Here is a 13,688-nt window from a genome sequence, read left to right as displayed (position 1 = left end):
ACGACTTTCGACTTACGAAAGAGGGCTTGACGACCAGTGCTTGACGTCAACTTCTTCGACGAGCTCCGCATCGGCCTCGCGACCGCCGACGACATCCGCCAGTGGTCGCACGGCGAGGTCAAGAAGCCGGAGACCATCAACTACCGCACGCTGAAGCCGGAAAAGGACGGCCTTTTCTGCGAGAAGATCTTCGGTCCCACCCGGGACTGGGAGTGCTACTGCGGTAAGTACAAGCGTGTCCGCTTCAAGGGCATCATCTGCGAGCGCTGCGGCGTCGAGGTGACCCGCGCCAAGGTGCGTCGTGAGCGGATGGGCCACATCGAGCTGGCCGCCCCGGTCACCCACATCTGGTACTTCAAGGGTGTCCCCAGCCGCCTCGGCTACCTGCTCGACCTGGCGCCGAAGGACCTCGAGAAGGTCATCTACTTCGCCGCCTACATGATCACCTGGGTCGACGACGAGCGTCGCCAGCGCGACCTGCCCTCCCTGGAGGCGCACGTCTCGGTGGAGCGCCAGCAGATCGAGAACCGCCGTGACGCGGACCTCGAGGCGCGGGCCAAGAAGGCCGAGACCGACCTGGCCGAGCTGGAGGCCGAGGGTGCCAAGGCCGACGTGCGCCGCAAGGTGCGCGAGGGTGCCGAGCGTGAGATGAAGCAGCTGCGCGACCGCGCGCAGCGCGAGATCGACCGCCTGGACGAGGTGTGGGCCCGGTTCAAGAACCTCAAGGTCCAGGACCTCGAGGGTGACGAGCTGCTCTACCGCGAGCTGCGCGACCGGTTCGGCACCTACTTCTCCGGCTCGATGGGCGCGGCGGCCCTCAAGGACCGCCTGGAGACCTTCGACCTGGCCGAGGAGTCCGAGCGGCTGCGCGAGATCATCCGCACCGGCAAGGGCCAGAAGAAGACCCGTGCGCTCAAGCGCCTCAAGGTCGTCTCCGCCTTCCTGCAGACCACCAACAAGCCCAACGGCATGGTGCTGGACTGCGTCCCGGTGATCCCGCCGGACCTGCGTCCGATGGTGCAGCTGGACGGTGGCCGCTTCGCGACCTCCGACCTGAACGACCTGTACCGCCGCGTGATCAACCGCAACAACCGCCTGAAGCGACTGCTCGACCTCGGCGCGCCCGAGATCATCGTGAACAACGAGAAGCGGATGCTCCAGGAGGCGGTCGACGCCCTCTTCGACAACGGCCGTCGCGGTCGCCCGGTGACGGGCCCCGGCAACCGTCCGCTGAAGTCCCTCAGCGACATGCTGAAGGGTAAGCAGGGTCGTTTCCGTCAGAACCTGCTCGGCAAGCGCGTCGACTACTCGGCCCGTTCGGTCATCGTCGTCGGCCCGCAGCTCAAGCTGCACCAGTGCGGTCTGCCCAAGGCGATGGCGCTGGAGCTCTTCAAGCCGTTCGTGATGAAGCGCCTGGTCGACCTGAACCACGCGCAGAACATCAAGTCGGCCAAGCGCATGGTCGAGCGCGCGCGCCCGGTGGTGTGGGACGTCCTCGAAGAGGTCATCGCCGAGCACCCGGTGCTGCTGAACCGTGCGCCCACCCTGCACCGCCTCGGCATCCAGGCCTTCGAGCCGCAGCTGGTCGAGGGCAAGGCCATCCAGATCCACCCGCTCGTCTGCACCGCGTTCAACGCGGACTTCGACGGTGACCAGATGGCCGTCCACCTGCCGCTCTCCGCGGAGGCGCAGGCCGAGGCCCGCATCCTGATGCTGTCCTCGAACAACATCCTGAAGCCGGCCGACGGTCGCCCCGTCACCATGCCGACCCAGGACATGGTGCTCGGTCTGTTCTTCCTCACCTCGGACCGCGAGGAGGTGAAGGGCAAGGGTCGCTCCTTCTCCTCCACCGCCGAGGCGATCATGGCCTTCGACGCCCGCGAGCTGGACGTCCAGGCCCCGATCGAGCTGCGTCTGCCGATCGGCACCGTGCCGCCCCGCGGCTGGACCCCGCCGGTGGACCCGGAGTGGACCGACGGCCAGACCCCGGCCTGGACCGAGGGCGAGCCGTTCCGCCTCACCACCACCCTGGGCCGCGCGCTCTTCAACGAGCTGCTGCCCGAGGACTACCCGTTCGTCGACTACGAGGTGGGCAAGAAGCAGCTCTCCGCGATCGTCAACGACCTGGCGGAGCGCTACCCCAAGGTCATCGTCGCGGCGACCCTGGACAACCTGAAGGCGGCCGGCTTCCACTGGTCGACCCGTTCGGGCGTCACCGTCTCGATCTCGGACGTCGTCGTGCCGCCGAGCAAGCCGCAGATTCTCGAGGGCTACGAGGCGCAGGCCGAGAAGGTCCAGAAGAACTACGAGCGCGGTCTGATGACCAACGACGAGCGCAAGCAGGAAATGGTCAACATCTGGACCAAGGCGACCAACGAGGTTGCCGAGGCCATGAACGCGAACTTCCCGAAGACCAACCCCATCTTCATGATGGTCGACTCGGGTGCTCGCGGAAACATGATGCAGATGCGTCAGATCGCCGGTATGCGTGGTCTGGTGTCGAACGCCAAGAACGAGACCATCCCGCGCCCGATCAAGGCCTCGTTCCGTGAGGGCCTGTCCGTGCTGGAGTACTTCATCTCCACCCACGGTGCCCGTAAGGGTCTGGCCGACACCGCGCTGCGTACCGCCGACTCGGGTTACCTGACCCGTCGTCTGGTGGACGTCTCGCAGGACGTGATCATCCGCGAGGAGGACTGCGGCACCGAGCGCGGCCTCAAGCTGGCGATCGGCACGGTCGGCGAGGACGGCGTGCTGCGCAAGACGGACGACGTCGAGACCAGCGTCTACGCCCGGATGCTGGCCGAGGACATCACCGTCGACGGCAAGCTCGTCGCGACCGCCAACACCGACCTCGGTGACGTGCTGATCGACGAGCTGATCCGGCACGGCATCGGCGAGGTCAAGACCCGCTCGATCCTGACCTGCGAGTCGGCCGTCGGCACCTGTGCCTTCTGCTACGGCCGTTCGCTGGCCACCGGCAAGCTGGTCGACATCGGTGAGGCGGTCGGCATCATCGCCGCCCAGTCCATCGGTGAGCCCGGTACCCAGCTGACCATGCGTACCTTCCACACCGGTGGTGTGGCCGGTGACGACATCACCCAGGGTCTGCCGCGTGTCGTCGAGCTCTTCGAGGCCCGTACCCCCAAGGGTGTGGCCCCGATCTCGGAGGCCTCCGGCCGGGTCCGGATCGAGGACACCGAGAAGACCCGCAAGATCGTCGTCACCCCGGACGACGGCACCGAGGAGATCGCCTACCCGGTCTCCAAGCGTGTGAAGCTGCTCGTCAGCGAGGGCGAGGCGGTCGAGGTCGGCCAGAAGCTGACCCAGGGTGCCACCAACCCGCACGACGTGCTGCGTATCATGGGCCAGCGTGCCGTCCAGATCCACCTGGTCGCCGAGGTCCAGAAGGTCTACAACTCGCAGGGTGTGTCGATCCACGACAAGCACATCGAGATCATCATCCGGCAGATGCTGCGCCGCGTGACGATCATCGAGTCGGGCGACGCCGAGCTGCTGCCGGGCGAGCTGGTCGAGCGCGGCCGGTTCGAGCAGGAGAACCGTCGGGTGGTCTCCGAGGGCGGCCACCCCGCCTCCGGTCGTCCGCAGCTGATGGGTATCACCAAGGCCTCGCTGGCCACCGAGTCCTGGCTGTCGGCCGCCTCCTTCCAGGAGACGACCCGGGTGCTCACCGACGCGGCGATCCACGCCAAGTCGGACCCGCTGCTGGGCCTCAAGGAGAACGTCATCCTCGGTAAGCTCATCCCGGCCGGTACGGGTCTGCCCCGCTACCGCAACATCCGGGTCGAGCCGACCGAGGAGGCCAAGGCCGCGATGTACTCGGCCGTCGGCTACGACGACTACGACCTGTCGCCCTTCGGCGCCGGCTCCGGCCAGGCGGTCCCGCTGGACGACTACGACTACGGCCCGTACACCGGCTGAGTCGGTTGTTGAACCGCAGGGCGGTCACCCCATCGGGGTGGCCGCCCTGCGGCGTTTCTGGTCGCGGCTCGCTCCCACGGGGGAGGCGGGCAAACCGCTCGGGGGAGTGATCCGGGCGCCCGGGTCCGGCGGGCAGGCTGTGGGGTGTCGGGCCGGAGTGGCCGGGCCGACGTACGAGGGGGCCCCGGATGAACCACCGCTTTTCCCGGCTGATCGGCTACACCCTGATCACCGGCTTCGTCACGTTCGGTATGTCCGGCTGCTTCTACGGCGCGGACCAGCAGCACCGCGACGTGAACTACGGCATCGACCAGCCCGTGCACACCCTGGTGCTCCAGGGGAAGACCGGCGACATCCGGGTGGTCGGGGCCGGCGGCGGGGTGCACGTCTCGGAGCACCAGAACTACTCCGACGCGGCACCCGCCAGCACCCACGTGGTGGCCGACGGCACGCTCACGCTGACCTACACCTGCTCCCGTGACTGCGGGATCGACTACCAGGTCGACGTGCCGGCCGACACTGTGGTCGAGGTCAGCACCGGCACCGGCAACGTGCACCTGTCCGGACTGACCGCGCGGGTGCGGGCCAGCACCGGCAGCGGCCAGGTCGAGGGGATCGCGCTGGGCAGTGCCGACGCGGACCTCAGCTCGGACACCGGGGACGTCACCGCGAGCTTCACCGGCGTGCCGACCTCGGTCACCGCCAAGACCGCGACCGGCAACGTCAAGGTGGTGCTCCCGGCCGGTGGTTACGCGGTCAAGGCCGAGGCCGACACGGGCAGCGTCACGGTGGCGGTCCCGCAGGACGCCGCTTCGGGGCACGCGATCGACGCGGAGTCGGACACCGGCAACGTCACCGTCACGCATGCCTGATCATCCCCGTCCCCAGCCCGCCTACGACCTGCTGACCTCGGGCGATAGGCTCCCCGCGGACGGGGGAGGGGCGGACATGGACACCATGGCGCGCGGGCGGGCCTGGCTGGCCGAACGGGGGCGGTTGGCGCGCGGGCGGTTCGCCCGGATCAACCCGTACCTGGTGGACAGCGTGATCACGCTGGCCTCGCTGGCGGTCTCGCTCTGGTCGGTCTACAACGACGACCACCACTGGCCGCTCTGGACCTACCTGCTGGCCGCCTGCTGCTGCCTGCCGCTGCTCTGGCGCCGCCGGGCGCCGTTCACGGTCTTCCTGGTCGGCTGCCTCTTCTCGGGCGCGCTCGGCCTCCTCGCCCACTCCGCGCAGCCGCAGATCGCGGTCTGCGGGATCGTGCTCATCTACAACCTGGCCGACCTGGGCAAGAACTGGCAGCGCTGGCTGATGATGGCGATCCTGGTGCCCGCCAACTTCCTGGGCACCCGCTCGCTGAACGGGATGATCTTCAGTGAGGTCACCACGATCGGCTCGTTCGCCCTGGGCACCGCGGTGCGCGAGCTGCGCCGGCTCGCCCAGGTGGAGGCCGAGCGGGCCCGGGAGACCGGGCTGCGGGCGGCCAGTGACGCGGCCCGCGCGGTGGCCCAGGAGCGCGGCCGGATCGCCCGGGAGATGCACGACATCCGGGCGCACGCCGTCTCGCTGATGGTGATCCAGGCCGAGGCCGGCCCGGTGGTGGTGCGCAGCGACCCGGACCGGGCGATCAAGGCGTTCGACACCATCGCCGACTCCGGGCGCGACGCCATGGTGCAGTTGCGCCGGGTGCTGGGCGTGCTGAAGGAGGACGGCGCCGCGCCGGTGCTGGCCCCGCAGCCCAGGCTGCCCGAGCTGTCGGCGGTCGCCGGGCGGGTCCGCGAGGCGGGCGTCGCGGTCGAACTGACGCTGCCCGAGCCGGCCCTGGTGCTGCCGGCCGACGTGGAGACGGCGGCCTACCGGATCGTCCAGGAGGCGCTGACCAACATCGTCAAGCACTCCGGCGCGAACGCCGCCGAGGTGCGGATCACCGGCTGCGGCCAGGTCCTGGAGCTGACCGTGAGCGACAACGGGCGCGGCATGGGCGCGGCCGCGGGCGCCGTCTCCGGCTGGTCCGGCGGGCGCGGCCTGGTCGGTATCCGCGAGCGCGCCGCGGCCTGCGGTGGCAGGGCGGCGGCCGGACCCGGACCGGACGGTCGCGGGTTCGTGGTGACGGCCCGGCTGCCGCTGGCGGCCGAGAGTCTGTGAACGAGCAGGGGAGCGGGATGTCCGTGATACGCGTGGTGGTGGCCGATGACCAGGAGCTGGTCAGGGCCGGGTTCGGCATGATCCTGGACGCCCAGCCGGACATCGAGGTGGTGGCCGAGGCGGCGAACGGGGCGCAGGCGCTGGAGGCGGTGGCCGAGCACCGGCCGGACGTCCTCCTGCTGGACGTGCGGATGCCGGTGATGGACGGCCTGGAGGCCGCCCGCCGGGTCTGCGCCGAGCACCCGGACACCAAGGTGATCATGCTCACCACCTTCGACATCGACGACTACGTCTACGACGCGCTCTACGCGGGCGCCAGCGGCTTCCTGCTCAAGGACGTGCGCCGCGACGACCTCGCGCACGGCGTGCGGCTGGTGGCCTCCGGCGAGGCGTTGCTGGCGCCCTCCGTCACCAAGCGGCTGATCAGCGAGTTCTCCGCGCGCCGGCCGACCGGCCCGGGCGCCGCCCTGCGCGCGCCGGCCAGACTGCTGGAGCAGCTGACCATCCGCGAGCAGGAGACCCTGCGGCTGATCGCCCGGGGGCTGTCCAACGCCGAGATCGCCGCCGAACTGGTGGTCAGCGAGCATACCGTGAAGACCCATGTCAGCAACGTGCTGAGCAAGTTGCAGCTGCGCGACCGGGTGCACGCGGTGGTCTTCGCCTACGAGGCGGGTGCGGTGGTGGCCGGCGAGGGCTGACACCGGCCGGTGCGTGGACCCGGGCGGTGGGCGCCGCCCAGAGCAGTGCGGCCAGCGTCACCAGCAGGCCGCCGAGCGCCGCCGAGGCCGGCGACAGCCGGACCAACCGGTGTTTGTGCCAGCGGAGTTCGGCCATCGTGCGGAGCCGGCGACTGAGCACCGGCAGCGGGTCCGCGGTGCGCAGCGCCTCGGTCAGCGCTGGTCCACGAGCCCAGGTCGGCCCCGGGCCGGCCGGCCAGGCTCTTCAAGCAGCCGTTGCCCGAACCGCGGGCCGCGGAGCCGGCCGAGCCGCCGACGAGGGGCGGGCCGCCGCGCACGCCCCTCTTGGTAGGGTGCCGCCATGCGAATCTTGGTCACCGGCGGCAGCGGCTACATCGGCTCTCACACCACGCTCCAGCTCATCGCAGCGGGCCACGAGGTCGTGATCGCCGACAACTTCAGCAGGAGCAAGCCGTCCGTCCTCGGTCGCCTCGAGGCGCTGTCCGGCACGGCGATCAAGCACCACGTCATCGACCTCACCGACCGGGAGGCGACCAGCCGGCTGTTCGCCCAGGAGGCGTTCGACGCGGTCATCCACTTCGCCGGGCTGAAGGCGGTCGGGGAGTCCGTCGCGATGCCGCTCGAGTACTACGCGAACAACCTCGGCTCGACCCTCTCGCTGCTGGACGCGATGCGCGCGCACGGCGTCAAGAAGCTGGTGTTCTCCTCCTCGGCCACCGTCTACGGCGAGGACGCGCCGGCGCCGATGCAGGAGCCCTTCCCGACCTCGGCGACCAACCCCTACGGCTGGACCAAGGTGATGCAGGAGCAGATGCTGCGCGACCTCGGCGTGGCCGACCCGGAGATGCGGATCGCGCTGCTCCGCTACTTCAACCCGGTCGGCGCCCACAAGTCCGGGACGATCGGCGAGGACCCGCACGGCGTGCCGAACAACCTGATGCCGCTGATCGCCCAGGTCGCCGTCGGGCGGCGCGACAGCCTCCAGGTCTACGGCAACGACTACCCCACGCCCGACGGCACCGCACGACGCGACTACCTGCACGTCGAGGACCTGGCCGCCGGCCACGTCGCCGCCCTGGACAAGCTGGGCGAGACGCGGGAGCCGGTCTCGACCTGGAACCTGGGCACCGGGACCCCGACCTCGGTCCTCGAGATGGTGGCGGCGTTCGCCAAGGCCAGTGGCCGGGAGATCCCGACCGTCGACGCGCCCCGCCGCCCCGGCGACATCGCGGACTCCTACGCGGACCCGGCCAAGGCCCAGGCCGAGCTGGGCTGGGTGGCCACCCGCACCATCGACGACATGTGCGCGGACACCTGGCGCTGGCAGTCGCAGAACCCGGAGGGCTTCCCGGAGGCCTGATATCCGGTCAACGTCCGTGGCGGGCCGGGTGTTCACGCTCCCCGGCCGCCTCGACGGCCCGCGTCACGGCGGACCCCGATCAGTAGGCTGACCGAGTGACACATTTCGATCCCCGGTCGCCGGAGTTCATCGCGCACCCGTACGACGTGTACGCGCGGCTGCGCCGGACCTCGCCGGTGGTGTTCCACGAGCCGACCGGGCAGTGGCTGGTCTCCCGTCACCAGGACGTCAGCGCGCTGCTCCGGGACCGCCGGCTGGGCCGCACGTACACCCACCGGTTCAGCCACCAGGAGTTCGGGCAGCGGCCGCCCGACCCGGCGCACGAGCCGTTCCACACGCTCAACGACAACGGGCTGCTCGACCTGGAGGCGCCCGACCACACCCGGATCCGGCGGCTGGTCGCCAAGGCGTTCACGCCGCGGATGGTCGAGGCGCTGCGGCCCACGGTGGCCGCGCTCGCCGACGAGCTGGTGTCGGGCCTGCTGCGGGAGGGCGGCGGTGACCTGATCTCCGCCGTCGCCGAGCCGCTGCCGGTCGCGGTGATCGCCGAGATGCTCGGTGTGCCGGTGGCCGACCGGGGGCTGCTGCGGCCCTGGTCGGCCGCGATCACCGGGATGTTCGAGCTCGACCCGACGCCTGAGACGGCCCGCCGCGCGGTGGCCGCCAGCGTCGAGTTCTCCGACTACCTGCGCGCGCTGATCCGCGAGCGGCGCAGCGCTCCCGGCGACGACCTGATCTCCGCCCTGATCGCGGCGCAGGAGGAGGGCGACCGGCTGAGCGAGCAGGAGATGGTCTCCACCTGCGTGCTGCTGCTGAACGCCGGCCACGAGGCGACCGTCAACACCACCGGCAACGGCTGGTGGGCACTGCTGCGCGACCCCGCGCAGCTGGCCCTGCTGCGCTCTGATGTCGATCGTCACCTCCCCACCGCCATCGAGGAGTTGATGCGCTTCGACACCCCGCTGCAGATGTTCGGGCGATGGGTCCTGGAGGACATCGAGCTGCACGGCGTCCGGATCCCGCGCGGCGCCGAACTGGCCCTGCTGTTCGGTTCGGCCAACCGCGACCCCGAGCGCTTCGCCGAGCCCGAGCGCCTCGACGTGACCCGGACCGACAACCCGCACATCACCTTCGGCGCCGGCATCCACTTCTGCCTCGGCGCCCCGCTGGCCCGGCTGGAACTCACCGAGTCCTACGGCGCGTTGCTGCGCCGCGCGCCCGGTCTGGCGCTGGTGCGCGAACCCACCTGGCAGCCCGGATACGTGATCCGCGGCCTGAACGAATTGCTGGTGACCACGTGAAGCGAGCCACTGGAGCCCTGCTCGGCCTGGCGATCGGGGATGCCATGGGCTACCCGACCGAGTTCGAGGAGATCGGGCAGATCGCCCGGCGCCACCCCGACTGGCGGCAACTGCCGCTCCCCGTGCCGGCGCTGATCACCGACGACACCCAGATGACGCTGGCCCTCGCCCGCGCGGTCCGGCGGGCCGGCGAGCTGACCCCGCAGAGCCTGGTTCCGCCGCTGCGCGACGAGTTCGTCGTCTGGGCGCGCTCCCCGGAGAACAACCGCGCGCCGGGCAGGACCTGCCTGACCGCCTGCGCGCTGCTCGGCCGGCCCGAACGCCCGTGGCAGGAGGCCAGCCAGCTGGGTTCCAAGGGCTGCGGCGCGAACATGCGGGTGGCCCCACTGGGCCTGGTCCCCGGGCTGACCGAACGCCAGCTCTCCGGTGCGGCGCAACTCCAGTCGGCGCTGACCCATGGCCACCCGACCGCGCTCGCTGCCAGCGACCTCACCGCGCGCACCGTCCGGCTGCTGCTCGACGGTGTCGCACCGGCCGAGCTCCCCGCCCTGCTGCGCGCGCACGCCCAGGCCCAGCGCACCCACTATGACGCGTACTGGCTGGACGACCTCGCGGCGCACGCGGGCATCAGCGAGCCGGAGCTGTACCTGGCACGCGGCTGGGACGAGTGCCTCGGTGTGCTCGACCGGCTGGACGCCGCGCTGGCGGCTCCCGACCGGGAGGCCGACCCGTGCCTGGCCACCGGCGCGGGCTGGATCGCCGAGGAGGCGCTGGCCACCGGCCTGCTCTGCTTCCTGCTCTTCCCCGACGACCCGGTCACTGCGGTGCGCCGGGCCGCCTACTCCTCCGGCGACTCCGACTCGCTCGCCTGCCTGGCCGGCGCCTTCGCGGGCGCCCACGCCGGCGCGGACGCCTGGCCGGCCGACTGGGTGCACCGGATCGAGCACCGCGACGAACTGCTGGCCCTCGGCGCCTTCTGGGACTGACGCCCGCCCCGCCCTACCGCTTGCCGCGCCCGCGCTCCACCCGGCCCCGCCCGTGCAGCGCGGCCCGGTCCGCCGCGGCGCGGCCGGCGGCCCAGCCCTCGCCGTCGCTCACCCGCACCCGCTGCGAGGTGAGCTTGGGGAACATCCGGTCGGTGGCGGAGTCCACGGCCTCCTCACGCGCGGCCAGCGCGGGCAGCAGCCGCTCGTCGGGTACCAGCTGCTCGGCGGTGCCGTCCTCGCGCAGGTGCCGCCCGGCGGCGGCCTCCCGGGTGGTCCGCGCGGTGGCCTCGGTCAGCCGCTCGCGGATCCGCGCCGCGTAGGAGACCAGGAAGGACTGCCGGAACGCCCGGGTGCGCGAGGCCCCGCCCAGGTGCTGCTTGCTGCCCGATTGGTTCATCGCGGCGGTCGCCTGGACCAGCAGCGAGGTGTAGAGCAGCTCGACGGCGTCCAGGTCGGCGTCGAAGCCGATCACCGTGCAGAAGCCGAACTCCTTCGCCCAGACCACCCGGCAGCGGTTGGCCGCCGCCACCGCGTCCAGCAGCATCGCCTTCGGCCCCTCGTACGGGTTCTCCACCCCGATCCGCACCGCGCCGGGGTGGTCGCCGTGGGCCTGGCCGGCGGCGAGCAGCGCCTCGTCGATGCTGTGCTGGGCCATCAGCTGCTGCGCCTTCTCGGTCAGCGCCTCGGCCTCCTGCGGGTACTCGGTGGACTCCGCCTTGGCCAGCAGCGCCCGGATCCGCCCCAGCATCCGCGGCTCACCCGGCACCGGGACGGACGCCCGGTGCTCCACCGGCCGGGAGCCGGGCACCGGACCGACCGGCGCGAGCACCGGCAGCCGGCCGAGCAGGCGCAGCAGTTCGAGCGCGGCGGTGGCCAGCGCGAACCGGTCCAGCCGGTGCCGCTCGGCGAACTCGGGCAGGAAGCGCTCGTCGCCCGCCCACCAGACGGCGGCTGCCAGCTCGCGCAACTGCTCCTGCCAGCGCCGGTCCAGCGCGGCGGGGGAGTAGCGGCGCGCCTCGGCGGCGATCAGGTCGATCAGCAGCGCCTGGTGGACCGGGGCCAGCTCCCGGCGGACCAGCCGGGCCAGGTCGGCCGGCCGCCAGCCGCGCGCCCAGAGTCCGCCGAGCGAGCGGTCGCAGAGCACCAGCAGGCTCCGGCTCACCGCCGGCCAGCGTTCCACCGAGGCGGCCAGCAGCGAGGCCGCGCCGTCCACCGCCTCGTCCAGCCGCCGGTCGGGCGCGCCCAGCACCGTCGCGAGCGCCTGGTCCAGCAACTCGTCGATGCTCTTTCGCTCTTCGTCCACCGAGCCATGATGCCGCAGAGCCGCAAGGCGCGATGATGAGTGGAACCCTCGGGCGGCCCGGATCGTCCACAGGGTGGGGAGAGCATCGCGGGAGGAGAGCCGGATGGGTGACGTGGGCGACATGCAGCCATGGCCGTCGGCGCAGGACCGGCCCGGCCGGCCGCAGGGCGGCTGGCAGCCCGCGCAGCAGAACCCCGGGTACGCGACGATGCGGGCCGCCCACACCGACCGGGACCGCACCGTCGATGTGCTGAAGGCCGCCTACGCCGAGGGCCGGCTGAGCGCCGCCGAGTACTCCGCGCGCTTCGACCTGGCGAACCAGGCCCAGACGTACGGCCAGCTGGCCCAGCTGGTCGCCGACCTGCCGTCCGGGCCGATGCCGGGGCCGATGCCCGGCCTGTCCCCGGTTCCGCCCGGCCCGCCGGTGCCGTCGACCTTCCTGGCGCCGGCCCGCCCGGCGAACAACAACGGCGCGGCCATCGCCTCCCTGGTGCTCGGCCTGCTCTGCGTGCCCTCGCTCGGCACCCTGGCCGTCCCGGCCCTGGTGACCGGCCACCTGGCCCGCCGGCAGATCCGCCGCACCCAGGAGGGCGGCGACGGGATGGCGACCTTCGGCCTGGTGATGGGGTACCTCTCGCTGGCCGGCTGGAGCCTGGCGTTCTTCCTCGTGCTGCTGAGCCTCGTCACGCACTACTGACCGGCCCGCCGGGCCCCGGTCGCGGGCGGCCCGGGGCTGTGCTATAGCGGTGGGAGGCGGTCCTGAGGGGTCCGGCGGACGCCGCCGTTCGCGCCACGACCAGCCAAGTCCCATTTGTTTTGACCGCGCCCGATGCGCTAGGTACGCTCTGACCTTGTGCCTGGGGTGTCCCCGGGTCCTTGTGCGTGCAAGCACACCGGCCGCCGCGCCACTCGCGTACCGGCGCCGCCGCTGCACAGAGCACCATGGATTCCGCGATCTTCCTCAACTCGCCGAGCGAGCCGGAAGTAGCCCAACACACCCGACCTCGTGGGTCGGAGTGAGCTGGGAACACCGCAGGTTAGTTTCACCCAGCCTTGGCACACAGAAAACGGAGAAACGGTGCCTACGATCCAGCAGCTGGTCCGAAAGGGCCGGCAGGACAAGGTCGAGAAGAACAAGACGCCCGCGCTGAAGGGCTCCCCCCAGCGTCGCGGTGTCTGCACGCGTGTGTACACGACCACCCCGAAGAAGCCGAACTCGGCGCTTCGTAAGGTCGCCCGTGTGCGCCTCACCAGCGGGATCGAGGTCACCGCTTACATCCCCGGCGAGGGCCACAACCTGCAGGAGCACTCCATCGTGCTCGTGCGCGGCGGTCGTGTGAAGGACCTTCCTGGTGTCCGCTACAAGATCATCCGCGGCTCGCTCGACACCCAGGGTGTCAAGAACCGCAAGCAGGCCCGCAGCCGCTACGGCGCCAAGAAGGAGAAGTAAGAATGCCTCGTAAGGGCCCCGCCCCGAAGCGCCCGGTCATCATCGACCCGGTTTACGGCTCCCCGCTGGTGACCTCGCTGGTCAACAAGATCCTGCTGCACGGCAAGCGCTCCACCGCCGAGCGGATCGTGTACGGCGCCCTCGAGGGCGTCCGTGAGAAGACCGGCTCGGACCCCGTCGTGACGCTGAAGCGCGCGCTGGAGAACGTCAAGCCGGCCCTCGAGGTCAAGTCCCGCCGCGTCGGTGGCGCCACCTACCAGGTGCCGGTCGAGGTCCGTCCGGGCCGTGCCAGCACCCTGGCGCTGCGCTGGATGGTCGGCTACTCCCGCGCCCGTCGCGAGAAGACCATGACCGAGCGTCTGATGAACGAGATCCTCGACGCCTCCAACGGCCTGGGCGCTTCCGTGAAGCGTCGCGAGGACACCCACAAGATGGCCGAGTCCAACAAGGCCTTCGCGCACTACCGCTGGTAGTCCGAACCCCGTCACTAGACAGAGAGA

The 13,688-nt window shown here is 71.2% G+C and carries 11 protein-coding genes; 10 read left to right on the top strand and 1 reads right to left on the bottom strand.

Annotated elements, in window-relative coordinates; genetic code table 11:
* Window positions 1-36: 36 nt before the first annotated feature.
* From OG403_RS15780 to OG403_RS15750, 7 genes are all read left to right on the top strand, one after another.
* Window positions 37-3,942 (top strand): DNA-directed RNA polymerase subunit beta', encoded by a 3,906-nt coding sequence (locus OG403_RS15780; protein WP_329564875.1) that lies wholly within the window; start codon window positions 37-39, stop codon window positions 3,940-3,942.
* Window positions 3,943-4,130: 188 nt separating this feature from the next.
* On the top strand, window positions 4,131-4,814 hold the full coding sequence (locus OG403_RS15775; protein ID WP_329564874.1) for a DUF4097 family beta strand repeat-containing protein: 684 nt from the start codon (window positions 4,131-4,133) through the stop codon (window positions 4,812-4,814).
* A gap of 76 nt (window positions 4,815-4,890) precedes the next feature.
* A complete protein-coding gene (locus OG403_RS15770) occupies window positions 4,891-6,090 on the top strand; it encodes a sensor histidine kinase (RefSeq protein WP_329564873.1) in 1,200 nt (399 codons plus the stop codon).
* A 17-nt stretch (window positions 6,091-6,107) separates the two neighbouring features.
* Window positions 6,108-6,788: a response regulator transcription factor gene (locus tag OG403_RS15765; RefSeq protein WP_329564872.1), complete on the top strand. Its 681-nt coding sequence runs from the start codon at window positions 6,108-6,110 to the stop codon at window positions 6,786-6,788.
* Between the two features lie 340 nt (window positions 6,789-7,128).
* Entirely contained in the window at window positions 7,129-8,148 is a 1,020-nt protein-coding gene (gene galE / locus OG403_RS15760) for a UDP-glucose 4-epimerase GalE (protein ID WP_329564871.1), read from the top strand.
* A 95-nt stretch (window positions 8,149-8,243) separates the two neighbouring features.
* Entirely contained in the window at window positions 8,244-9,449 is a 1,206-nt protein-coding gene (locus tag OG403_RS15755) for a cytochrome P450 (RefSeq protein WP_329564870.1), read from the top strand.
* Entirely contained in the window at window positions 9,446-10,435 is a 990-nt protein-coding gene (locus OG403_RS15750) for an ADP-ribosylglycohydrolase family protein (RefSeq protein WP_329564869.1), read from the top strand. Before OG403_RS15755 ends, OG403_RS15750 begins: the two co-directional genes overlap by 4 nt.
* Window positions 10,436-10,448: 13 nt before the next feature.
* Here OG403_RS15750 and OG403_RS15745 read toward each other — a convergent pair whose 3' ends face one another.
* Entirely contained in the window at window positions 10,449-11,738 is a 1,290-nt protein-coding gene (locus tag OG403_RS15745; RefSeq protein ID WP_329564868.1) for a DUF2786 domain-containing protein, read from the bottom strand.
* A gap of 103 nt (window positions 11,739-11,841) precedes the next feature.
* Between OG403_RS15745 and OG403_RS15740 the strand changes: the two genes are divergently transcribed.
* The 3 genes from OG403_RS15740 to rpsG all read left to right on the top strand — a co-directional run bounded on the left by OG403_RS15740 (window position 11,842) and on the right by rpsG (window position 13,661).
* Entirely contained in the window at window positions 11,842-12,435 is a 594-nt protein-coding gene (locus OG403_RS15740) for a DUF1707 and DUF4190 domain-containing protein (RefSeq protein ID WP_329564867.1), read from the top strand.
* Window positions 12,436-12,816: 381 nt separating this feature from the next.
* Window positions 12,817-13,188, top strand: a complete 372-nt coding sequence (rpsL, locus tag OG403_RS15735) for a 30S ribosomal protein S12 (protein WP_014144289.1) — start codon at window positions 12,817-12,819, stop codon at window positions 13,186-13,188.
* Between the two features lie 2 nt (window positions 13,189-13,190).
* Entirely contained in the window at window positions 13,191-13,661 is a 471-nt protein-coding gene (gene rpsG / locus OG403_RS15730) for a 30S ribosomal protein S7 (protein ID WP_035848142.1), read from the top strand.
* Window positions 13,662-13,688 lie beyond the last annotated feature (27 nt).

The organism is Kitasatospora sp. NBC_01266, assembly GCF_036242395.1.
Lineage (GTDB): Bacteria > Actinomycetota > Actinomycetes > Streptomycetales > Streptomycetaceae > Kitasatospora.
Note: the sequence above shows the minus strand (reverse complement) of the source record. Positions and strands in the feature narration are given on the sequence as shown.